A 21,549-nucleotide genomic window follows, 5' to 3' on the forward strand; every position below is an offset into this window, starting at 1 on the left:
TACGGTTCAGAAACGTCGCAAATCGAGAGTCAGCGGAAACTCGTCGTCCGTTTCCGCTTGCGCTATCGGAATGTTTCCCGGCGTGTGCCCGATGCGGAAGAAACGCGCCAGGCGCCGGCTCTCCGCCTCGTTGGCGTTGACCGGCAACGTCTCGAAGTTGCGCCCGCCCGGATGGGCGACGTGGTACTGGCAGCCGCCGAGGGAACGCTGGGTCCAGGTGTCGACCAGGTCGAACACCAGGGGCGCGTGCACGCCGATGGTCGGTTGCAGGCAGTTGGCCGGCTGCCAGGCGCGGAACCGCACCCCGGCCACGTATTCGCCGACCCGCCCGGTGGGGTGCAGCGGCACCGGCACGCCGTTGCAGGTCAGCCGATGACGCTGCGGCACCCATCCTGCGACCTTGACCTGCACGCGCTCCAGCGAGGAGTCGACGTAACGCACCGTACCGCCCGCCCCGCCCTCTTCGCCCAGCACATGCCAGGGCTCGAGGGCCTGGTGCAGTTGCAGTTCGATGCCGTTGACGGCGTAGTCGCCGAGTTTGGGGAAGCGGAACGCCTGATGCGCCGCAAACCATTCGGCCCGCAACGGATAGCCGGCCCGGTCGAGGTCGTCGATGACCTCGGCGAAATCCTGCGCGATGAAGTGCGGCAGCATGAAGCGGTCGTGCAGTTCGGTGCCCCAGCGCGCCAGTTTCGGCGGCGCATAGGGCTCGCGCCAGAACCGCGCCACCAGCGCCCGCAGCAGCAGTTGCTGGACCAGGCTCATGCGCGCATGGGGCGGCATCTCGAACGCGCGCAGTTCCAGCAGGCCGAGGCGTCCGCTGGCGCCGTCCGGCGAATACAGCTTGTCGATGCAGAACTCGGCGCGGTGGGTGTTGCCCGTGACGTCGATCAGCAAGTTGCGCAGTAGCCGGTCCACCCGCCACGGCGGGCATTGCTCACCCGGCGCCGGCATCTGCGCAAAGGCGATCTCCAGCTCGTACAGGGAGTCGTTGCGCGCCTCGTCGACCCGGGGCGCCTGGGACGTCGGGCCGATGAACAGGCCGGAAAACAGGTAGGACAGCGACGGGTGGTTGTGCCAGTAGCCGATCAGGCTGCGCAGCAGGTCGGGACGGCGCAGGAACGGCGAGTCGGCCGGCGTCGCCCCGCCGAGGACGAAATGGTTGCCGCCGCCGGTGCCGGTGTGCCGGCCGTCGATCATGAATTTCTCGGTGGACAGCCGGGTCAGCCGCGCCTGCCCGTAGAGGAACTCCGTGCGTTCCACCAATTCGTCCCAGGTGGCGGACGGCTGGACGTTGACTTCGATCACCCCCGGATCCGGGGTGATGCGAAAGTTGGCCAGGCGCGGGTCGGCCGGCGGCTCGTAGCCTTCCAGTAGCACCGGGCAGTCCAGCTCCTGGGCGGTGGCCTCGATGGCCGCCACCAGTTCCAGATAGTCCTCCGCCTGCGGCAGCGGCGGCATGAACAGGTACAGGCGCCCGCCCCGCGGCTCGGCGCACAGCGCGGTGCGGGTCAGCCAGTCGGCCGACGCATCCACCGCCGGCCGGCGCTCGTCGGCCTCGGCGGGCTCGCCGTGCCGGTTGAGCTGCGCCGTGTCCGGCAGGTCGGGGAAGTCCTGGTTCGGGTCGTTGGGATGGACGTACGGATACTCCGCCGCCTTCACCCACGGCTGCGACGCCAGCGGCAGGCGATAGCCCAGCGGCGAATCCCCCGGCACGAGCCGGCAGTGGTCGTCGCGCAGGTACCAGCGCCCGCTCTGCCACTGGTCGCCCTTGGCGGTGCGCGCCAGCGGTAGCACCTGGCCGATCACCTTGCCCAGCCCCTGGCCGAAGACCTTGCGCAGGCGCGCCCGCTCCAACGGATCTTCCAGCCGTGGGTCTTCGGCGCTGACGTTGACCGGCAAGGCGCCCTCGCGCCACAGGTAATGGAGATTGTCTTCGTAGGCCGCGAACACGAACCGCGCCGGCAACCTCAAGCGTTCGGCGACGCTCGCCAGAAAGCGCCCGGCCAACGCGCTGTCGGCGCCGTAATCCTGCCGCTCGTCGGCGATCAGCGCGCCGTTGCGCCAGACCGGCACGCCGTCGTGGCGCCAATGGCAGTTCAGCGACCAGCGCGGCAATTGCTCGCCGGGATACCACTTGCCCTGCCCGAAGTGCACCAGCCCGTTTGGGGCGTAACGTTCGCGCAGGCGCCGGAACAGTTCGGCGGACAGCCGGCGCTTGTCCGGGCCGAGGGCGGCGGTGTTCCATTCGGCGCCGTCGGGGTCGTCGATGGAGACGAAGGTCGGCTCGCCGCCCATGGTCAGGCGCACATCGCCTGCGAGCAGGTCGGCGTCGATCCGCCGCCCCAGCGCCTGGATCGCCTGCCACTGCCCGTCGGTGTAGGGCTTGGTGACCCGCGGGGTTTCCCGGATCCGCTCCACGGTCATTTCATGGCTGAACTCGCACCCGCAAGGCTCCACCAGCCCGCTGACCGGTGCCGCCGACGACGGATCGGGACTGCATGCCAGCGGAATGTGGCCTTCACCGGCGAACAGCCCGGACGTGGCGTCCAGGCCGATCCAGCCTGCGCCGGGCAGGTACACCTCGCACCAGGCGTGCAGGTCGGTGAAATCCGCCTCGGTGCCGGACGGGCCGTCGAGGCTTTTCACATCCGCCGTCAGTTGAATCAGGTAACCGGAGACGAAGCGCGCCGCCAAGCCGAGATGGCGCAGCAACTGCACCAGCAGCCATGCCGAATCGCGGCAGGAACCGGAGGCGCGTTCGAGGGTGTCCTCCGGGGTCTGCACGCCCGGTTCCAGGCGGATCAGGTAGTTGATGTCCTGGCTCAGGCGCTGGTTGAGCGCCACCAGAAAGTCCACGGCCGGCAGCGGCGTGCGGTCGATGCCGTCGAGGTAGGCCTTGAACTTCGGTGTCGGCGCCAGGGTTTCGAGGTACGGCGCCAGTTCCTTGCGCTCGTCGGCCCCGTAGGCGAAGGGGATCCGTTCGGCGTAGGGCTCGAGGAAGAAGTCGAACGGGTTGAACACCGCCATCTCCGCCAGCAGGTCGACTTCGACGCGCAACGTGTCGGTCTTTTCCGGGAACACCAGCCGCGCCAGGTAGTTGCCCTGGGGATCCTGCTGCCAGTTGATGAAGTGCTGGCCGGGCATGACCTTCAGCGCATAGGACAGGATCCGCGTGCGGCTGTGGGCGGCCGGGCGCAGACGGACGATCTGCGGCCCGAGCTCGACGGCGCGGTCGTAGCGGTAATGCGTGACGTGGTGCAAGGCGACTTGAATCGACACGGCGTGCCTCCTGCGGGCCTGGGCGTAGTCAACGGCGCGCAAGACTTGTGCCATGCGGGGGCTGGGGCGCCGTAGCGAAAATGCACAGGGCAGTACAGCACCGAAATCGGGCGGCGGGCGGAAATGGGCCAGGGAAATCGCGCCTGAATGTGGCAGGCCGGTACGGGCAACCCGTTTCTTGGGGCCGGAATGCAGGACGCCAACCCGAAGGTTGGCGTCCTGTTCAGCTCACATGCCCGTCAGCGCGGCACCACCGGCTTGCGCGCAGGCTTGGGCCCCTTGCCCTTGGCGGCGTCCTTGCGTTCCTTGGCCGCCTGCTGGTTGCGGGCGAACGCTTCGGCCTTGGCCTTCTCGCGCTTGTCCCACGGGTTGCCGCCGTCGCTGCCGCGGGGCGGCAGGCCGGTGTGCTGGGTGAGGATCTTGGTGGTCTTTTCCTTGGCCACCTTGTGGCTGCCGGCCGGCGTCGAGTTCTTGCGCCGGGCGCTCTGGTAGCTGTCGGTGGCCGGCTGGTGCGCCGGGATCAACTGATGCTTGCCCGAACCGATCAGGTCGCCCCGGCCCATGCGCAGCAACGCTTCGCGCAGCATCGGCCAGCCCTTCGGATCGTGGTAGCGCAGGAACGCCTTGTGCAGGCGGCGCTGCTCCTCGCTCTTGACGATGGTCACGCCGTCGCTCTTGTAGGTGACCTTGCGCAGCGGGTTCTTGCCCGAGTGGTACATCGCGGTGGCGGAGGCCATCGGCGACGGGTAGAACGCCTGCACCTGGTCGGCGCGGAAGCCGTTGCCCTTGAGCCACAGGGCCAGGTTCATCATGTCTTCGTCGGTGGTGCCCGGGTGGGCGGCGATGAAGTACGGAATCAGGTACTGCTCCTTGCCCGCTTCCTTCGAGAACTTCTCGAACATGCGCTTGAAGCGGTCATAGGTGCCGATGCCCGGCTTCATCATCTGGTTGAGCGGACCTTCCTCGGTGTGCTCCGGGGCGATCTTCAGGTAGCCGCCGACGTGGTGGGTCACCAGCTCCTTCACATACTCCGGCGACTCGACCGCCAGGTCGTAGCGCAGGCCGGAGGCGATCAGGATCTTCTTCACGCCCGGCAGCGCGCGGGCGCTGCGGTACAGCTGAATCAGCGACGAGTGGTCGGTGTTCAGGTTCGGGCAGATGCCGGGGAACACGCAGGACGGCTTGCGGCACGCGGATTCGATCTCCGGGCTCTTGCAGGCGATGCGGTACATGTTCGCGGTCGGGCCGCCGAGGTCGGAGATGACCCCGGTGAAGCCCGGCACCTTGTCGCGGATCTCTTCGATCTCGCGGATGATCGACTCTTCCGAGCGGTTCTGGATGATCCGCCCTTCGTGCTCGGTGATCGAGCAGAAAGTGCAGCCGCCGAAGCAGCCGCGCATGATGTTCACCGAGAAACGGATCATCTCGTAGGCCGGGATCTTTTCCTTGCCGTACGCCGGGTGCGGAATGCGCTGGTACGGCATGCCGAACACGTAGTCCATTTCCTCGGTGGTCATCGGAATCGGCGGCGGGTTGAACCAGACGTCAGTCTCGCCGTGCCGCTGCACCAGCGCACGGGCGTTGCCGGGGTTGGTCTCCAGGTGCAGCACGCGGTTGGCGTGGGCGTACAGGACCGGGTCGTTGCGCACCTTTTCCATGGACGGCAGGCGGATCACGGTCTTGTCCCGGGTCATCTTCGGGCTCGCCAGGATCTGCACGACCTTGGCTTCCTGCGGGTCTTCGACCGGGCCTTTTTCCTGCTCGATGGCGCAGGCGGCGGTGTCCTGGGTGTTGACGTACGGGTTGATGATCTTGTCGATCTTGCCCGGGCGGTCGATGCGCGTGGAGTCGACTTCGTACCAGCCCTGCGGGGTGTCGCGGCGGATGAACGCGGTGCCGCGCACATCGGTGATGTCTTCGATCTTCTGGCCGTAGGACAGGCGCTGGGCGACCTCGACGATGGCCCGCTCGGCGTTGCCGTACAGCAGGATGTCGGCGCTGGCGTCGATCAGGATCGAGTTGCGCACGCGGTCTTGCCAGTAATCGTAGTGGGCGATGCGGCGCAGCGAGGCTTCGATGCCGCCGAGCACGATCGGCACGTGCCTGTAGGCTTCCTTGCAGCGCTGGCTGTAGACCAGGCTCGCGCGGTCCGGACGCATGCCGGCCATGCCGCCGGGCGTGTAGGCGTCGTCGGAGCGGATTTTCTTGTCGGCGGTGTAGCGGTTGATCATCGAGTCCATGTTGCCGGCCGCGACGCCGAAGAACAGGTTCGGCTCGCCGAGCTTCATGAAGTCGTCCTTGGACTGCCAGTTCGGCTGCGCGATGATCCCTACGCGAAAGCCCTGGGCTTCCAGCAGGCGGCCGATGATCGCCATGCCGAACGACGGATGGTCGACGTAGGCATCGCCGGTGACGATGATGATGTCGCAGGAGTCCCAGCCGAGCTGATCCATCTCCTCCCTGCTCATCGGCAGGAACGGCGCCGGCCCGAAACATTCGGCCCAGTACTTCGGATAGTCAAATAACGGCTTGGCTGCTTGCATGTCGATAACCGGTGTTGGCTTTCATGGAATTTCGCGGGCGCGGAATATAGCACAAATTTTGACCAATTCCGACGGCCATGGTCGGAAATTCTCAGCCGCCACACTTTCCCCCTGTGGCGAGGGTTATTCGTCGTCGTCGAAGTTGTAGCTGCCCGGCGCCAGGTTCTCGAACCGGGTGTACTTGCCGATGAACGCCAGCCGGATGAAGCCGATCGGGCCGTTACGCTGCTTGCCGATGATGATTTCGGCGATGCCTTTGTGCTCGGTCTCCGGGTGGTACACCTCGTCCCGGTACACGAACATGATCACGTCGGCGTCCTGCTCGATCGCTCCGGATTCCCGGAGGTCGGAGTTCACCGGACGCTTGTTCGGACGTTGCTCCAGGGAGCGGTTGAGCTGCGACAGCGCCACCACCGGGCAATTGAATTCCTTGGCCAGGGCCTTCAGGGACCGGGAGATCTCGGAAATCTCGTTGGTGCGGTTGTCGCCGCTGGAGCCCGGAATCTGCATCAGTTGCAGGTAGTCGATCATGATCAGGCCGATGTCGCCGTGCTCGCGCACCAGGCGCCGGGTGCGGGCGCGCATTTCCGAGGGGCTGATGCCGGCGGTGTCGTCGATGAACAGCTTGCGGTCGTTGAGCAGGTTGACCGCCGAGGTCAGGCGCGGCCAGTCGTCGTCCTCCAGCTGGCCGGAACGCACCTTGGTCTGGTCGATGCGGCCCAGGGACGAGAGCATACGCATGATCAGCGATTCGCCTGGCATCTCGAGGGAGTACACCAGCACGGCCTTGTCGCTGCGCAGCACGGCGTTTTCCACCAGGTTCATCGCGAAGGTGGTCTTGCCCATCGACGGACGGCCCGCGACGATGATCAGGTCGGCGGGCTGCAGGCCGCTGGTCTTCTCGTCCAGGTCGGTGTAGCCGGTGGACAGGCCGGTGATCGCGTCGGACGTGTTGAACAGGGTGTCGATGCGGTCGATGGCCTTGGTCAGCAGGTCGTTGACCCCCACCGGGCCGCCGGTCTTGGGACGCGCCTCGGCGATCTGGAAGATCTGCCGCTCGGCCTCGTCGAGGATCTCTTCGGCGGTGCGGCCTTCGGGGTTGAAGGCGCTGTCGGCGATGTCGTTGCTGATGCCGATCAGCTGACGCAGCGTCGCCCGCTGGCGGACGATCTGCGCATACGCCTTGATGTTGGCGACGGACGGCGTGTTCTTCGCCAGTTCACCCAAATAGCCGAGGCCGCCGACCTGGGCGGTCTGGCCTTCCTTGTCCAGCTGTTCGGACAGGGTCACGACGTCGATCGGCAGGTTCTGGTCGGCCAGCCTTGCGATCGCGCGGAAGATCAAACGGTGGTCATGCCGGTAGAAATCGCCGTCGGAGACTTGATCGAGCACGCGTTCCCAGGCGTTGTTGTCCAGCATCAAACCACCGAGCACGGCCTGTTCGGCCTCGATGGAGTGCGGCGGCACCTTCAGGGCGGCGGTTTGCAGATCGTATTGCTCGGGAGCAGAGATTTCGTTCATGGCCACTTGGTTATTCAGGAAAAGCAGGGGTGTGGAAACGGGATATGCCAGAAAGACAAAGGGCACGACCTGCGAACAGGATCGTGCCCGATGTTAACCGTCTGACGGACAAGCCGCCAGCCGATCAGGTGTCGCTTAAGCCGCTACCACGACAACGCGTACGGTGGCTTCGACTTCGGCGTGCAGGTGCACGGCCACGTCGAATTCACCCACGTTGCGGATGGTGCCGTTCGGCAGACGAACTTCGCTCTTCGCGACTTCAACGCCCGAGGCGGTCAGTGCGTCAGCGATGTCGTGGGTGCCGATCGAACCGAACAGCTTGCCTTCGTCGCCAGCGGTGGCAGTGATGGTCACTTCCAGCTCGGCCAGTTGGGCAGCGCGGCTTTCAGCCGAAGCCTTACGGTCTGCTGCGGCTTTTTCCAGCTCGGCGCGACGCTCTTCGAACGCAGCCAGGTTGGCGGCGGTCGCAGCGGTGGCCTTGCCGAAAGGCAGCAGGTAGTTACGACCGTAGCCGGCCTTAACCTTTACTTTGTCGCCCAGGTTGCCCAGGTTGGCGATTTTTTCCAGCAGGATCAGTTCCATTTGGTATTAACCTCTTAACTTTTAACCTTCACCGTTCGCGTTATCGGTGTCTTTCGACACGTGACGACCGCGAAAATCAATCAGGCTGTCGACAATGGCCAGAACCACGAGCAACGGATAGATCAGCTGCATGAACAGCAACAGCGTCACGTACAACCCCACCAGCCAGAAACCGGCCAGTCGCTTTTGCGCCACCAGCCCGTGAATCAGGGCCAGCCCGGCGAACACCAGCGGTACGCTGCACAACGGCGTCAACATGGCCATCTGCGCACCGAGGTTCGGGCCCAGAAGCATCAACGCCAGCAGCAACATCGCCGGCCCCAGCGGGATCCGGATGGCGCGGAACTCGCGACCAAAACCACCCGGGTTGTACAGCATCGCCTGCCAATAACGCCCGACAATCAGGCTCAGCACGCTGACGATCTGCAACAGGGCCGCAATCAGGCCGGTCAGGACCGGTGCGATCAGCGACGCGAAACGCGCTTGCTCGTCCACCGACAACTGCCGGTAGGCATCACCGAGAAGCGCCGGCATGACCTTTATCAAGGCCTGCGCGAGCATCTCGATCTGGGGCGCGAACGCTGCCCCGAGCACCACTGAAAACACCACGCCCATCGCCACGCTGACCAGCAGCACGCGGAACCAGGACTCGCTTGCGCGCAACACCAGCGCAAGCCCCGAAGACCCCAGCAGCACCAGAAGCGCCCGCGGGTCATCGGCAAACAGCCACCAGAGCAATGCCGGCAGCAGTCCCAGCGACAGAACGCCCAGGGCGTCCGTCAATCCGCGCCGCAGAAGCACCAGGCTCCCGGCGGCGGCACCCAACCAATACAACAACGGCAATGTTGCACATCCGGCCACCACGAGAGTGGCCTGCATACGGCCGCGCATGATGAATTCAGCTAAGGCGCGCATGCATTCAATCCTTTGCTACTTGTCGACTGACCCGGTCTCAGCGGCCGTGGCTGTCGGTGTAGGCCAGCAGGGCCAGGAAGCGGGCGCGCTTGATAGCGGTGGCCAGCTGACGCTGATAACGAGCTTTGGTACCGGTGATGCGGCTTGGAACGATTTTGCCGGTCTCGGATACGTAGGCTTTCAGAGTGTTGAGATCTTTGTAATCGATCTCCTTCACGTCTTCAGCGGTGAAGCGGCAGAATTTACGACGACGGAAGAAACGTGCCATGTAATAGGCTCCTCAAAAGATCCGTGGATTACTCGTCAGCGTTATCGCTGTTGTCGCTGTCGCTATCGCTGTCGTCGCCGTCGGCGTTGACATCGTGCTCAGGACGCTCGCGACGCTCACGGCGCTCACTGCGGTTTTCTTCAGCCTTGAGCATCTCGGACTGGCCGGTGATGGCTTCGTCGCGACGGATGACCAGGTTACGGATCACAGCATCGTTGTAGCGGAAGTTGTCTTCCAGCTCGGCCAGGGCCTTGCCGGTGCACTCAACGTTCAGCATCACGTAGTGAGCCTTGTGAACATTGTTGATTGCGTAGGCCAGTTGACGACGGCCCCAGTCTTCCAGACGGTGGATTTTGCCGCCGTCTTCTTCGATCAGCTTGGTGTAACGCTCAACCATGCCGCCGACTTGCTCGCTCTGGTCAGGGTGGACCAGAAAGATGATTTCGTAATGACGCATGAATGCTCCTTACGGGTTGTAGCCTGCCGCTTGAAAACGGTCAGACAAGGAGTGAATGACACTTGTGGACTTGCCGGCGCGGGGCACATGCGTGCCTGCCGTCACAGCAAGGGGCGCAATTGTAGAGAAGGGGCTGCGCAGGCGCAAGGCAATTGGTGATTATTTGAGCAGCAGCGGCAAGCATTGAGCCGTAAGCCGCAAGCATTGAGCCTCAGGACCGTTTTTAGCTTGAGGCTTGCAGCTCGGCGCTTACGGCTTGCGTGAAGCAGCCTTGGCCCGACGCTGACGCTGGGCCTCGAACAGGCACACGCCGGTGGCCACGGACACGTTGAGGCTGCTGACGCTGCCGGCCATCGGCAGGTTCACCAGGTAGTCGCAGTGCTCGCGGGTCAGGCGACGCATGCCCTTGCCTTCGGCGCCCATGATCAGGATGGTCGGACCGGTCAGGTCCTGGTCGTAAAGGCTGGTTTCAGCCTCGCCCGCCGTGCCGACGATCCACAGGCCGCGCTGCTGGAGTTTCTCCAGGGTGCGCGCCAGGTTGGTCACGGCCACCAGCGGAATCACTTCCGCCGCACCGCAGGCGACCTTGCGCACGACAGGGGTCAGGGTCGCGGACTTGTCCTTGGGCACGATCACCGCCAGCGCACCGGCGGCATCCGCCGAACGCAGGCAGGCGCCTAGGTTGTGCGGGTCGGTCACGCCGTCGAGCACCAGCAACAGCGGCGCGCCTTCGGTGCGGTCGAGCAGTTCGTCGAGCATCGCCTCGCCCCAGACCTGGCTCGGGCTGACTTCCGCCACCACGCCTTGGTGAACGCCCTCGACCCAGGCGTCCATTTCGCGGCGCTCGGCCTGGCCGACCGGAACGCGGTTCTCGTTGGCCAGCTCGATCAGCGGCTGCACGCGCGGATCATTGCGGCTTTCGGCCAGCCAGATCTGCTTGACGCGCTTGGGATGGTGACGCAGCAACGCTTCTACCGCGTGCACACCGTAGATTTTTTCCAGCTGACTCATGATTTGGCCTTGGGTTTACGCGCCCCGCCGCTTTTGGCCGGAGCGGAGCCCGACTTCGGCGGGCCCTTGCGGTGTTTGCTTGGCTTGCTGCCCGGCGCCGACCGTCCGGCCTTGCCCCCGGCTGGCGCCTTGCCGCCGCTCTTGGCTTCCGCCAGCAGCGCTTTCTTCATTTCGCGGCTTTTGCGCACTTCGGCGTTCTTCGCCACCGCATCGCTCGGACGGTAGGCATCGGACGCCTTTTCCTTGGCCGGACGGCGGCTGGCGGTCTTCGTCGGCGCCGGAGCCGGTTCGGCGGCGGCCTTGGCGGCCGGCGCGGCGGTTTCGGTGCTGCGTTTCTTGCGGCCGACCGGTGCGTTGACGGTCTTCTCCGCCATCTCGAAGTCGATCTTGCGCTCGTCGAGGTCGACGCGCATGACGCGCACTTCCACGGTGTCGCCCAGGCGGAAGCTGCGACCGGTGCGCTCACCGGCCAGGCGGTGGTGCACAGGGTCGAAGTGGTAGTAGTCGCCCGGCAGCGCGGTGACGTGCACCAGGCCTTCGACGTAGATGTCGGTCAGCTCGACGAACAGGCCGAAACCGGTCACGGCAGTGATCACGCCCGGGAACGATTCGCCCACGCGGTCTTTCATGAACTCGCACTTGAGCCAGTTCACCACGTCGCGGGTGGCCTCGTCGGCACGGCGCTCGCTCATCGAGCATTGCTCGCCGAGCTGCTCCAGCGCCGCCTCGTCGTACGGATAGATGCGCGCCTTCGGAATGCTCATCGCACCGGCACGGCGTACGTGCGGAGTGTTCTGCTTCGAATGGATCACGCTGCGGATGGCCCGGTGCGTGAGCAGATCCGGGTAGCGGCGGATCGGCGACGTGAAGTGGGTGTAGGCTTCGTAGTTCAGGCCGAAGTGGCCGTCGTTCTCGGCGCTGTACACCGCCTGGCTCAGGGAGCGCAGCATCACGGTCTGGATCAGGTGGAAATCCGGACGGTCCTTGATCCCCGCCAACAGGGCTTGGTAGTCCTTCGGCGTCGGGCCTTCCTTGCCTTTGTGCAGGGACAGGCCGAGCTCGCCGAGGAACGCGCGCAGCTTTTCCAGACGCTCCGGCGGCGGGCCGTCGTGGACGCGGTACAGCGCGGGGATCTCATGCTTCTGCAGGAATTCGGCGGTGGCCACGTTGGCCGCCAGCATGCATTCCTCGATCAGCTTGTGCGCGTCGTTGCGGGTGGTCGGACGGATTTCGGCGATCTTGCGCTCGGAACCGAAGATGATCCGGGTTTCCTGGGTCTCGAAATCGATCGCGCCGCGTACGTGACGGGCAGCCAGCAGCACTTTGTACAGCGCATACAGCTGCTTGAGGTGCGGCACGATGTCGGTGTATTCGCCGCGCAGCTTGCGCCCTTCGGCGGCTTTCGGCGTTTCCAGCATCGCGCTGACCTTGTTGTAGGTCAGGCGCGCGTGGGAGTGGATCACCGCTTCATAGAAGCAGTAGTCGGTCATTTCGCCGGACTTGGAGATGGTCATCTCGCAGACCATGGCCAACCGGTCGACGTGCGGATTCAGCGAGCAGAGGCCGTTGGACAGCTCTTCCGGCAGCATCGGCACCACGCGCTCGGGGAAGTACACCGAGTTGCCGCGAACCTGGGCCTCGGCGTCCAGCGCCGAACCGATCTTCACGTAGCTGGAAACGTCGGCGATCGCCACATACAGCTTCCAGCCGCCGGAGAACAGGCGCAGCTTGCCGGGCTTGGCTTCGCAGTAGACCGCGTCGTCGAAGTCCCGGGCGTCTTCGCCGTCGATGGTGACGAACGGCAGATGGCGCAGGTCGATGCGCTTCTCTTTGTCCTTCTCTTCGACTTCAGGCTTGAGCTTGCGGGCTTCCTTGACCACCGCCTCGGGCCAGACGTGCGGAATGTCGTAGGTGCGCAGGGCGACATCGATCTCCATGCCCGGCGCCATGTAGTTGCCGACGACTTCGATCACATCGCCCTGGGGCTGGAAGCGCGGGGTCGGCCAGTGGGTGATCTTCACCTCGACGAACTGACCGATCTGGGCATTGGCGTTGCGGCCCGGCGTCACCAGCACTTCCTGCTGGATCTTCGGGTTGTCGGCCACGACGAAACCGATGCCGCCTTCTTCGAAGTAACGGCCGACGATGCTTTCGTGGGCGCGGGAGACCACTTCGACGATCACGCCTTCACGGCGGCCGCGACGGTCGACACCGGACACCCGGGCCAGGGCACGGTCGCCGTCGAACACCAGGCGCATCTGCGCCGGGCTCATGAACAGGTCCTCGGAGCCGTCGTCCGGCACCAGGAAGCCGAAGCCGTCGCGGTGACCGCTGATGCGGCCCAGGATCAGGTCGAGCTTGTCCACCGGCGCATAGGTGCCGCGGCGGGTGTAGATCAGCTGGGCGTCGCGCTCCATCGCACGCAGGCGGCGGCGCAGGGCTTCGATCTGGTCTTCGGTGGTCAGACCGAACTCTTCGACCAGCTCTTCGCGGGCAGCGGGCGAACCCCGGTCAGCAAGGTGCTGCAGGATCAGTTCGCGGCTGGGAATGGGGTTTTCGTATTTTTCCGCTTCACGAGCGGCCTCGGGATCGAGGGACTGCCAATCGGCCATTAGAGAGTTTTCACCTTGTCTATATGCGGGCTAGTTTGGCATAGGCGCCATGAAACGGGAAATTTCACGCTCTATAGAGGCCCATCTGATGCCTTGTATCGGCCCCGCCAAAGCGTTTTGCACGCCGCCGGTAAAAAAAACCATTTTTTTGCGCGCCAGGGGTTTACAGTTAAAAAGACGCTCCGTATAGTGCGCGCCATCGACAACGCAGACACGTTGACGAAGCTGCCCAGGTGGTGAAATTGGTAGACACGCCAGCTTCAGGTGCTGGTGACCTTACGGTCGTGGAAGTTCGAGTCTTCTCCTGGGCACCAATTTCGAGTCTCGTGACTCACACAAAAAACCCGCGAAAGCGGGTTTTTTGCATTCTGCCCTCCCGATTTGCAAAAGAAGATTTATTAAAATCAAATCAGGGGTTTACAGATCAAAATGCGCTCCGTATAGTGCGCGACATCAACAGCGACATCGCTGATTGAGAAGCCCAGGTGGTGAAATTGGTAGACACGCCAGCTTCAGGTGCTGGTGACCTTACGGTCGTGGAAGTTCGAGTCTTCTCCTGGGCACCAATTCAGAAAAACCCGCGAAAGCGGGTTTTTTCGTTTCCGGCGTTTGAAAGTTCCTGTGGTGAGGGAGCTTGCTCCCGCTGGCGGGCATAGCCCGCCTCAGTTTAGCCATACGCCAGATGTCGACTGCTTCGCAGCCGAGCGGGAGCAAGCTCCCTCGCCACAGTCTCCCTCCCCTTAACAAACCCTCGCCCCAACCTCAAGGCGCATTTGAGAACAAAACTCGTTTATCATTGTTGCAAGTTTTTGCAATGCGACAGTGAGGAACCCTGCGAATGATGCTTCGAAATACCCTGCGCCGCGGCTTGACCTTCACCCTGCTCGGCCTGGCACTCGCCACTCCCCTCACCCAGGCTGCCGACGCAGTCGCCCTGACGCTCTACAACGGCCAGCACAAGGAAGTCGGCGACGCGGTCGCCAAGGCCTTCGAAGCCAAGACCGGCATCCACGTCAACGTGCGCAAAGGCAGCAGCAACCAGCTCGCCAGCCAGGTCATCGAAGAAGGCGACCGCTCTCCCGCCGACGTGATCTACACCGAAGAGTCCCCGCCCCTGAACAACCTGGGCGAACTGGGCCTGCTGGCCAAGGCCGACGACACCACCCTGGCGGTGCTGCCCAAAGAGTACGTCGCCGGCAACGGCACCTGGATCGGCGTCACCGCGCGGGTGCGCGTCGTGGCGTTCAACCCCAAGCTGATCGATGAGAAAGACCTGCCCAAGTCGGTGCTGGACTTCGCCGACCCGCAATGGCAAGGCAAGGTCGGCTTCGTCCCGACCAGCGGCGCCTTCCAGGAACAGGCCGTGGCCATCATCAAAAAGCACGGCCGCGAAGCCGCCGAAGAATGGCTGACCGGCCTGCGTGCCTTCGGCAAGACCTACAGCAACAACATGGTCGCCCTCAAGGCTGTGGAAAACGGCGAAGTGGCCACCGTGCTGGTGAACAACTACTACTGGTTCGCGCTTCAGCGCGAGAAAGGCAAGCTGGATTCGAAACTGCACTACTTCACCGGCGGCGACGTCGGCGGGCTGATCACCGTGTCCAGCGCCGCGGTCCTTAAATCCAGCAAGCACCCCACGGAAGCCCAGCAACTGCTCGCCTACATGGCCAGCGAAGAAGGCCAGCGCGTGATTACCCAGACCACCGCCGAGTACCCGCTGCACAAAGGCATGGAATCGGATCGCGGGCTCAAGCCGTTCAGCGAGCTGGAAGCGCCGGACGTGACCCCGGCCGACCTCGGCAACGCCGAAGAGGCGCTGGACCTGGAACGTGAAGTCGGCCTGAACTGATGGACACCCCGCTCTCCGCCCCAACGCGCGGCGACTACATGCCGCGGCGCAGACGGCCATCGGTCTGGCTGCTGTTACCGGTGTTGCTGCTGGTGGTGCTGAGCCTGCTGCCGCTGGCCTATGTCGGCCTCAAGGCCTGGCAGGCCGGCTGGTCACAGGCGCTGCACCTGCTGTGGCGCCCCTACGTGTTCGGCCTGCTGCGCAACACCCTGGCGCTGATGGTCGGCGTGACGCTGGCCTGCGGCGTGATCGGCCTGTCGCTGGCCTGGCTGCTGGAGCGCAGCAACCTGCCGGGACGGCGCCTGTGGGGTGTGATCCTGTGTCTGCCGTTCGCCGTGCCGGCGTTCGTCAGCAGCTTCACCTGGGTGTCCCTGAGCGCGCAGTTCGAAGGTCTCGGCGGGGCGATCCTGGTGATGAGCCTGTCGAAGTATCCGCTGATCTTCCTGCCGGTCGCGGCGACGCTGCGCAACCTCGACCCGTCCCTGGAAGAGTCGGCCCGCACGCTGGGGCAGAGCCGCCGGGGTGTGTTCTTGCGCGTCACCCTGCCGCTGCTCTGGCCATCGCTGCTGGCAGGTTCGCTGCTGATTGCGCTGCACATGCTGGTGGAGTTCGGCGCGCTGTCGATCATCGGCCTGCAGACCTTCACCACCGCGATCTATCAGCAGTTCGAACTGGAATTCAGCAACGCCAACGCGGCCATGCTGTCGGCCGTGCTGCTTGCCCTGTGCCTGACCCTGCTTTGGCTGGAACTGCGCATGCGCGGCAAGGGCCGGCACGTGCGCACCGGCCAGGGCGCCGCGCGACGGGCCGAACAGGTGCGCCTCGGTGCCTGGGCGATCGCCGGCCAGTCGTACTGCCTGTTGCTGGCGGTCGCGGGCAGCGGCATCCCCCTCGGCATGCTGGGCTACTGGCTGGCCGTGGGCTCCTCGGCCGCGTTCCCGGTCGCCGCCATCACTGAAGCGTTGCTGTCGTCGCTGGCGCTGTCGCTCGGCGGCGCGGCGCTGTGCCTGGTGCTGGCGGTGCCGGTCGGCTTGCTGGTGGTGCGCCACAAGGGCCGGCTGGCGATCTGGGCCGAGCGCCTGCCGTACCTGCTGCATGCGCTGCCGGGCCTGGTGATCGCGCTCACGCTGGTGTACTTCGCCCTGCATTACGTGCCGGCGCTCTACCAGACTTGCGCGCTGCTGCTGATCGCCTACGCCTTGCTGTTCCTGCCGCTGGCCCAGGCACCGATCCGCACGGCGCTGAACAAGGCCGCGCCGCAGCTGGAAGAGGCGGCGCGCACGCTGGGCGCATCGTCCTTCACCGCGTTCTGCCGGGTGACCTTGCCGATCATCTTCCCGGCGCTGGGCGCAGCGTTCGCACTGGTGTTCCTGGATGCGATGAAGGAACTGACCGCGACGCTGCTGCTGAGCCCGACCGGACTCAACACCCTGGCCACCGAAGTGTGGGCGCATACGGCGAACGTGGAGTTTGCGGCAGCGGCGCCTTATGCGGCGCTGCTGATCGTGGTGTCGGGGTTGCCGGTCTACCTGCTGACCACCCGGATGTACCTGAGCCGCTGAGCACGCTCCCCACACGGAATCTGTGTCGCGCACAGATCCCGTGCGGGGGCCAGCCTGCCGGCGATGGCGTCAGCCCTAGGCCCGGAACTGCCCCAGGCTCGCCTTGAGCTGCGCCGCCAACCCGTCCAGCACCTTGCCGCTGGCCGTGGTCTCCTGCACCGCCTGAGCCGCTTTCTCGGCCTGGGCATGGATCGTCTCGACCCGCCCGCGCACCGCCTGCGCGCCCTGCGCCTGATGCGCCGCCGCCTGGGTGGCCAGGCCGATGGCCGCATGCACCTGCTCGACCGACGCCTGCACCGACTGCTGCAACCGCGCGCTGTCGCGCAGCACCAGCAAACCTTCGCTGGCCTGGCGCCCGGCCTGGCCGATAGCGTCCACCGCCTCGCGGGCGCCCTGCTGCAAGGCCACGATGTGCGCCTGGATGTCGCCGGTGGAGCTTTGGGTCTTGCTCGCCAGCGCCCGCACTTCGTCCGCCACCACCGCGAACCCGCGCCCGGTCTCGCCGGCCCGCGCCGCCTCGATGGCCGCGTTGAGCGCCAGCAGGTTGGTCTGTTCGGCGATGCCGTGAATCACGGTCAACACCACTTCGATCTGCTCGCTCTGCTGGGCCAGGCGCTCGATGACTTTCGCCCCGGTGTCGACCTGCCCCGCCAACGCCTCGATCAGGCCGCCGACCTTGGCCGAAGTGCGGGTGTTCTCGTCGGTGGCCTGACGGATGTCGACCACCTGCTGCAGCGCCGCCTGCATGGCCTGGCTTTCCGACTGCGCCTCGTCGGCCATCTGCGACAACGCCCGCAGGCTTTCGGCGACCTCATCGCGCTGCATGCCGGCCGCCGCGTCGGCGCCGGCATTGCGCAGGGTCATCGCGCCGATCTCCACGCCCGTGCGCTGGGCCACATCCCCCGCCTCGCGCACGATCGGCTGCAACTTATCCACAAAGCGGTTGACCGCCGAGGCCATGTCGCCGATCTCGTCCTTGCTGTTGATCTGCACACGCTTGGTCAGGTCACCCTCGCCCGCCGCCAGGTCGTCCATCGCGGCGTTGAGCATCTTCAGACGGTTGACCACCCGGTGCCCCAGCACCACCGCCAGCAACAGCAACACGCCGCACCCCACCAGCGCCAGGCCCATGCCGATGCGCCAGCGCAGCGTGGCGGCGGCATCCTGCACGGTGCTGGCGGTGTTGGCCTTCATTTCCGCGGCCGTGGTCTGCGCCGATTGCAGGCGCGCACGCATGGCCGCTGCGCTGTCGGCGGCGGCGCCCTTGAGGCTGTCGCCGACCAACTGGTCGCTGCTGGCGATCAGGGCCGAGAAGCGCTGGTCGAGGGCGGCCAGGTCGGCATCCACCGACGCCGTCGAGACGCCCATCAGCACTTTGCCGATCTCCACGCCGTTGGGGTTGATCGAGGCCTCGAGGTAAAACACCGACGGATCGCGCTTGGCCGCATCCAGCAGCTTGTCCAGCGCCCGCTCGCCCTGGCCTTTCTCCAGCAATGTCTTGTTGATCGGGTTTTCGCGGTTGAGGTAACGGGTCAGGTGCTGGCCGGTGGCGTCGTCGTAGACCACGAACAGCACGTTGGGATTGCGCTGGGCCCGGCGGGCGAACTCGGACAGGGTCGGCACGTCGCTGTCCCACATGGCGCGGGGCGCGACCGAGGCCAGCAATTGGGCCATGTCGTTGGCCGAGTCCTTCAGGTCCTTTTCCAGGGTCGCACGCAGTTGGGCCTGCTCGTCCTTCAGGCGCGAGGACAGGCCGGCGGTGAGTCGCTGGCGGGTATTGGTCGAGAGCGTATCGAGGCTGGAGGTGACTTCGCGCCCGGCCTGCTCCAGTTCGCCGGAGAGTTTCTGGCTGTCGGCGCCCAGGCGTGTGCCGAGGTCGGCTTCCAGCGCCGTGACGGTGCTCCGTGTCAGGGCAACGGCCACCAGCACTTGCACCAAAAGGGCGATACCGAGGGTAACGAACACAGGCCGCAGCAAACGGCTTTGTAACAGTGAGAGAACGGCCGACACTTTGAATCCCTCTACTTTGACGCCATTAAATTGATGGCACTTCTTGTGGGGATATTTGCAGCAAAGGTCATGCCGTCCAACAGGCATAAACGACAAAGGCCCCGATCAAGGGGCCTTTGTGTTTTTACATCAACGACTTATCAAGCAAACGGATGGCGCAGAACGATGGTTTCGTTGCGGTCAGGACCCGTCGAAATAATGTCGATCGGCGCGCCGACCAGCTCTTCGATGCGCTTGATGTAGTTGCGCGCGGCTTGCGGCAGCTCTTCCAGGGTCTTGGCGCCCAGGGTCGACTCGCTCCAGCCCGGCATCTGCTCGTACACCGGCTCCAGGCCGATGTAGCTGTCGGCGTCGGTCGGCGCGTCGATCACTGCACCGTCCTGGTTCTTGTAGCCGACGCAGATGTTGATGGTTTCCAGGCCGTCCAGCACGTCCAGCTTGGTCAGGCACAGGCCCGAGATGCTGTTGACGTCGATGGCGCGACGCAGGATCACGGCATCGAACCAGCCGCAGCGGCGGGCACGGCCGGTGGTGGCGCCGAACTCATGGCCGCGCTTGGCCAGGAACGCACCGACGTCGTCGAACAGTTCGGTCGGGAACGGGCCCGAACCGACGCGGGTGGTGTACGCCTTGGTGATGCCCAGGATGTAGTCCAGGAACATCGGGCCGACGCCGGATCCGGTGGCGATGCCGCCGGCGGTGGTGTTGGAGCTGGTCACGTACGGGTAGGTGCCGTGGTCGATGTCCAGCAGCGAGCCCTGGGCGCCTTCGAACATGATGTCCTTGCCGTCGCGGCGCAGGCTGTGCAGCTCGGCGGTGACGTCGAGCATCATCGGCTTGAGCAGCTCGGCGTACTCCATGCACTCGTCCAGGGTCTTCTGGAAGTCGATGGCCGGCTCTTTGTAGTAATTGACCAGCACGAAGTTGTGGTAGTCCAGCAGCTCGCCCAGCTTGGCGGCGAAACGCTCGCGGTGGAACAGGTCACCGATGCGCAGACCGCGGCGCGCGACCTTGTCTTCGTAGGCCGGGCCGATGCCGCGGCCGGTGGTGCCGATCTTCAGCTCGCCGCGGGCCTTTTCACGGGCCTGGTCCAGCGCCACGTGGTAGGACAGGATCAGCGGGCAGGAAGGGCTGATGCGCAGGCGCTCGCGCACCGGCACGCCTTTCTCTTCCAGCTTGTTGATTTCCCGCAGCAGGGCGTCCGGTGCAACCACCACGCCGTTGCCGATCAGGCACTGCACGCCTTCGCGCAGCACGCCCGACGGAATCAGGTGCAAAACGGTTTTCTCGCCGTCGATCACCAGGGTGTGACCAGCGTTGTGGCCACCTTGGTAGCGCACTACGGCGGCAGCATGTTCGGTCAGCAGATCAACGATCTTGCCTTTGCCCTCATCACCCCACTGGGTGCCCAGGACTACGACATTCTTACCCATAACACTTGTCCTCATTCGCGCAAACTTGGTGCCGGCACCTGCCGGCAGGAAAACTCAAGAAGCCAGTGGCGATACTTGCCAAAGCCCGTTCTGCTGGATCAATTGACGGTCGCAGTCCGCTTCACGGGCGGCGGCCAAAGGTTGCCCAGGCAAGGCCTGGACGACACGCTGACCCTCACTGCGCAACTGGCAGACCTGCTGCCAGAGTGCCGCATCCGTACTGTCAGGCATCCAGATACCGCCGGACGGTAGCTCGATCTCAGCACGCCCCAGGGTCACCAGGGTTTTCAAATCGGTGGAGAAGCCGGTGGCCGGACGGGCGCGGCCGAAGTCGGCGCCGATATCGTCGTAGCGGCCGCCCTGGGCGATGGACTGACCCACGCCCGGCACGAACGCCGCGAACACCACACCGGTGTGGTAGTGGTAGCCGCGCAGCTCGCCCAGGTCGAAATACAGCGGCAGCTGCGGGAATCGCGCCGCCAGGCGCTCGGCGATCGCCAGCAGATCCTCCAGCGCCGCCAGCACCGGCGCCGGTGCGTTGGCCAGGAGCTCGCGGGCGGCGGTCAGCACCTCACGGCCGCCGCACAGGTCCACCAGCGCGCGCAGCATGCCCGCCAGCTCCGCCGGCAGGCCTTCGGTCAAGGCTGTGACCTCGTCGATGGCCTTGCGTTGCAGCGCGTCGAACAGCTGTTGCTCGACCTCGCCGGACAGTCCGGCGGCACGGGCCAGGCCGCGGTAGATGCCGACATGCCCCAGGTCCATGTGCACGTCCGGCACGTCGGCCAACTGCAGCATGGCCAACAGCAGGCTGATGACTTCGACGTCGCTGCTCGGGCTGGCGTCGCCGTAGAGCTCGGCGCCCAGCTGGATCGGGCTGCGCGAGGACGACAGCGCACGCGGCTGGGCGTGCAGCACGCTGCCGGCGTAGCAGAGACGGTTCGGGCCTTCGCGACGCAGGGTGTGCGCGTCGATGCGCGCCACCTGCGGGGTGATGTCGGCACGGAAGCCCATCTGCCGGCCCGACTGCGGGTCGATGACCTTGAAGGTACGCAGATCCAGGTCCTGGCCCGCGCCGGTCAGCAGGGATTCCAGGTACTCGATATGGGGAGTCACGACGAACTCGTAACCCCAGCTCTGGAACAGATCCAACACCTGACGACGCGCCACTTCAATGCGCGCCGCTTCCGGTGGCAGCACTTCTTCGATGCCATCTGGCAGCAGCCAGCGGTCTACCGTTGCCATTACGCCATTCCCCTTTGATCCGGGCGGCCAGCCCGAGGGCGAGCCTTGAGTGAAGCAGAAAATGACCGGCCTGCGCAAAAGACACGCGCATGGGCGACGAAGCGAAAAGCCCTGTCACCGGCTTCGCCAATCACTTTCCTCGAAAAACCGTCGGGCCCTTGAGCCCCGCGCCCTGCACCAAAAACAGCAATCAAACGTGCAGACGCAAAAAAGCCGGGAATTTCCCGGCTGCCGCATCATACACACGTTTTCCAAAAGGATC

General features: G+C 65.1%; 14 protein-coding genes and 2 tRNA genes. 4 read left to right on the top strand and 12 right to left on the bottom strand.

What is annotated here, in order from left to right; genetic code table 11:
- Positions 1–6: 6 nt before the first annotated feature.
- From KVG96_RS21830 to rnr, 9 genes are all read right to left on the bottom strand, one after another.
- Complete coding sequence (locus KVG96_RS21830; RefSeq protein ID WP_217893888.1) at positions 7–3,282, bottom strand: transglutaminase family protein; 3,276 nt, start codon at positions 3,280–3,282, stop codon at positions 7–9.
- A 239-nt stretch (positions 3,283–3,521) separates the two neighbouring features.
- Positions 3,522–5,825, bottom strand: a complete 2,304-nt coding sequence (locus KVG96_RS21835) for a YgiQ family radical SAM protein (RefSeq protein WP_217893889.1) — start codon at positions 5,823–5,825, stop codon at positions 3,522–3,524.
- A gap of 123 nt (positions 5,826–5,948) precedes the next feature.
- Positions 5,949–7,346, bottom strand: a complete 1,398-nt coding sequence (gene dnaB / locus KVG96_RS21840) for a replicative DNA helicase (RefSeq protein ID WP_085582867.1) — start codon at positions 7,344–7,346, stop codon at positions 5,949–5,951.
- 135 nt (positions 7,347–7,481) lie between these two features.
- The gene (rplI, locus tag KVG96_RS21845; RefSeq protein WP_085582869.1) at positions 7,482–7,928 is read right to left on the bottom strand and encodes a 50S ribosomal protein L9; all 447 of its coding nucleotides are present in this window, start codon (positions 7,926–7,928) and stop codon (positions 7,482–7,484) included.
- Between the two features lie 21 nt (positions 7,929–7,949).
- A complete protein-coding gene (locus tag KVG96_RS21850; RefSeq protein WP_217893890.1) occupies positions 7,950–8,843 on the bottom strand; it encodes a hypothetical protein in 894 nt (297 codons plus the stop codon).
- Positions 8,844–8,880: 37 nt separating this feature from the next.
- The gene (rpsR, locus tag KVG96_RS21855) at positions 8,881–9,111 is read right to left on the bottom strand and encodes a 30S ribosomal protein S18 (protein WP_002551829.1); all 231 of its coding nucleotides are present in this window, start codon (positions 9,109–9,111) and stop codon (positions 8,881–8,883) included.
- Between the two features lie 28 nt (positions 9,112–9,139).
- A complete protein-coding gene (gene rpsF / locus KVG96_RS21860) occupies positions 9,140–9,568 on the bottom strand; it encodes a 30S ribosomal protein S6 (RefSeq protein WP_085582873.1) in 429 nt (142 codons plus the stop codon).
- 249 nt (positions 9,569–9,817) lie between these two features.
- Entirely contained in the window at positions 9,818–10,579 is a 762-nt protein-coding gene (gene rlmB, locus KVG96_RS21865) for a 23S rRNA (guanosine(2251)-2'-O)-methyltransferase RlmB (RefSeq protein ID WP_217893891.1), read from the bottom strand.
- Positions 10,576–13,191 carry a ribonuclease R gene (gene rnr / locus KVG96_RS21870; protein WP_217893892.1) on the bottom strand — a complete coding sequence of 872 codons (2,616 nt, stop codon included), beginning with the start codon at positions 13,189–13,191 and terminating at the stop codon, positions 10,576–10,578. The genes rlmB and rnr overlap by 4 nt, the downstream gene beginning before the upstream one ends.
- Before the next feature lie 227 nt (positions 13,192–13,418).
- Between rnr and KVG96_RS21875 the strand changes: the two genes are divergently transcribed.
- The 4 genes from KVG96_RS21875 (at position 13,419) to KVG96_RS21890 (ending at position 16,602) form a co-directional block, all read left to right on the top strand.
- A tRNA-Leu gene (locus KVG96_RS21875) sits at positions 13,419–13,505 on the top strand.
- A 165-nt stretch (positions 13,506–13,670) separates the two neighbouring features.
- Positions 13,671–13,757: transfer RNA gene (locus tag KVG96_RS21880), tRNA-Leu, on the top strand.
- Positions 13,758–14,029: 272 nt separating this feature from the next.
- Positions 14,030–15,040, top strand: a complete 1,011-nt coding sequence (locus KVG96_RS21885) for an extracellular solute-binding protein (protein WP_217893893.1) — start codon at positions 14,030–14,032, stop codon at positions 15,038–15,040.
- Entirely contained in the window at positions 15,040–16,602 is a 1,563-nt protein-coding gene (locus KVG96_RS21890) for an ABC transporter permease (protein WP_217893894.1), read from the top strand. The genes KVG96_RS21885 and KVG96_RS21890 overlap by 1 nt, the downstream gene beginning before the upstream one ends.
- 75 nt (positions 16,603–16,677) lie before the next feature.
- On the opposite strand, the gene KVG96_RS21895 is transcribed toward KVG96_RS21890, so the two are convergent.
- The 3 genes from KVG96_RS21895 to KVG96_RS21905 all read right to left on the bottom strand — a co-directional run bounded on the left by KVG96_RS21895 (position 16,678) and on the right by KVG96_RS21905 (position 21,287).
- Positions 16,678–18,612: a methyl-accepting chemotaxis protein gene (locus KVG96_RS21895; RefSeq protein ID WP_217893895.1), complete on the bottom strand. Its 1,935-nt coding sequence runs from the start codon at positions 18,610–18,612 to the stop codon at positions 16,678–16,680.
- Positions 18,613–18,752: 140 nt separating this feature from the next.
- Positions 18,753–20,045: an adenylosuccinate synthase gene (locus KVG96_RS21900; RefSeq protein WP_085582885.1), complete on the bottom strand. Its 1,293-nt coding sequence runs from the start codon at positions 20,043–20,045 to the stop codon at positions 18,753–18,755.
- A gap of 54 nt (positions 20,046–20,099) precedes the next feature.
- On the bottom strand, positions 20,100–21,287 hold the full coding sequence (locus KVG96_RS21905; protein WP_217893896.1) for an ATP phosphoribosyltransferase regulatory subunit: 1,188 nt from the start codon (positions 21,285–21,287) through the stop codon (positions 20,100–20,102).
- Between the last annotated feature and the right edge of the window lie 262 nt (positions 21,288–21,549).

The sequence above is a fragment of the Pseudomonas ekonensis genome (assembly GCF_019145435.1).
In the GTDB taxonomy this organism is placed as follows: Bacteria; Pseudomonadota; Gammaproteobacteria; order Pseudomonadales; family Pseudomonadaceae; genus Aquipseudomonas; species Aquipseudomonas ekonensis.

Excerpts from the sequence above, each read along its gene's own strand:
- rplI (WP_085582869.1), bottom strand. The coding sequence starts at position 7,928 with ATGGAACTGATCCTGCTGGAAAAAATCGCCAACCTGGGCAACCTGGGC.
- KVG96_RS21890 (WP_217893894.1), top strand. The coding sequence starts at position 15,040 with ATGGACACCCCGCTCTCCGCCCCAACGCGCGGCGACTACATGCCGCGG.
- rlmB (WP_217893891.1), bottom strand. The coding sequence starts at position 10,579 with ATGAGTCAGCTGGAAAAAATCTACGGTGTGCACGCGGTAGAAGCGTTG.
- KVG96_RS21905 (WP_217893896.1), bottom strand. The coding sequence starts at position 21,287 with ATGGCAACGGTAGACCGCTGGCTGCTGCCAGATGGCATCGAAGAAGTG.
- KVG96_RS21885 (WP_217893893.1), top strand. The coding sequence starts at position 14,030 with ATGATGCTTCGAAATACCCTGCGCCGCGGCTTGACCTTCACCCTGCTC.
- KVG96_RS21900 (WP_085582885.1), bottom strand. The coding sequence starts at position 20,045 with ATGGGTAAGAATGTCGTAGTCCTGGGCACCCAGTGGGGTGATGAGGGC.
- KVG96_RS21835 (WP_217893889.1), bottom strand. The coding sequence starts at position 5,825 with ATGCAAGCAGCCAAGCCGTTATTTGACTATCCGAAGTACTGGGCCGAA.
- dnaB (WP_085582867.1), bottom strand. The coding sequence starts at position 7,346 with ATGAACGAAATCTCTGCTCCCGAGCAATACGATCTGCAAACCGCCGCC.
- rnr (WP_217893892.1), bottom strand. The coding sequence starts at position 13,191 with ATGGCCGATTGGCAGTCCCTCGATCCCGAGGCCGCTCGTGAAGCGGAA.
- KVG96_RS21850 (WP_217893890.1), bottom strand. The coding sequence starts at position 8,843 with ATGCGCGCCTTAGCTGAATTCATCATGCGCGGCCGTATGCAGGCCACT.
- rpsR (WP_002551829.1), bottom strand. The coding sequence starts at position 9,111 with ATGGCACGTTTCTTCCGTCGTCGTAAATTCTGCCGCTTCACCGCTGAA.
- rpsF (WP_085582873.1), bottom strand. The coding sequence starts at position 9,568 with ATGCGTCATTACGAAATCATCTTTCTGGTCCACCCTGACCAGAGCGAG.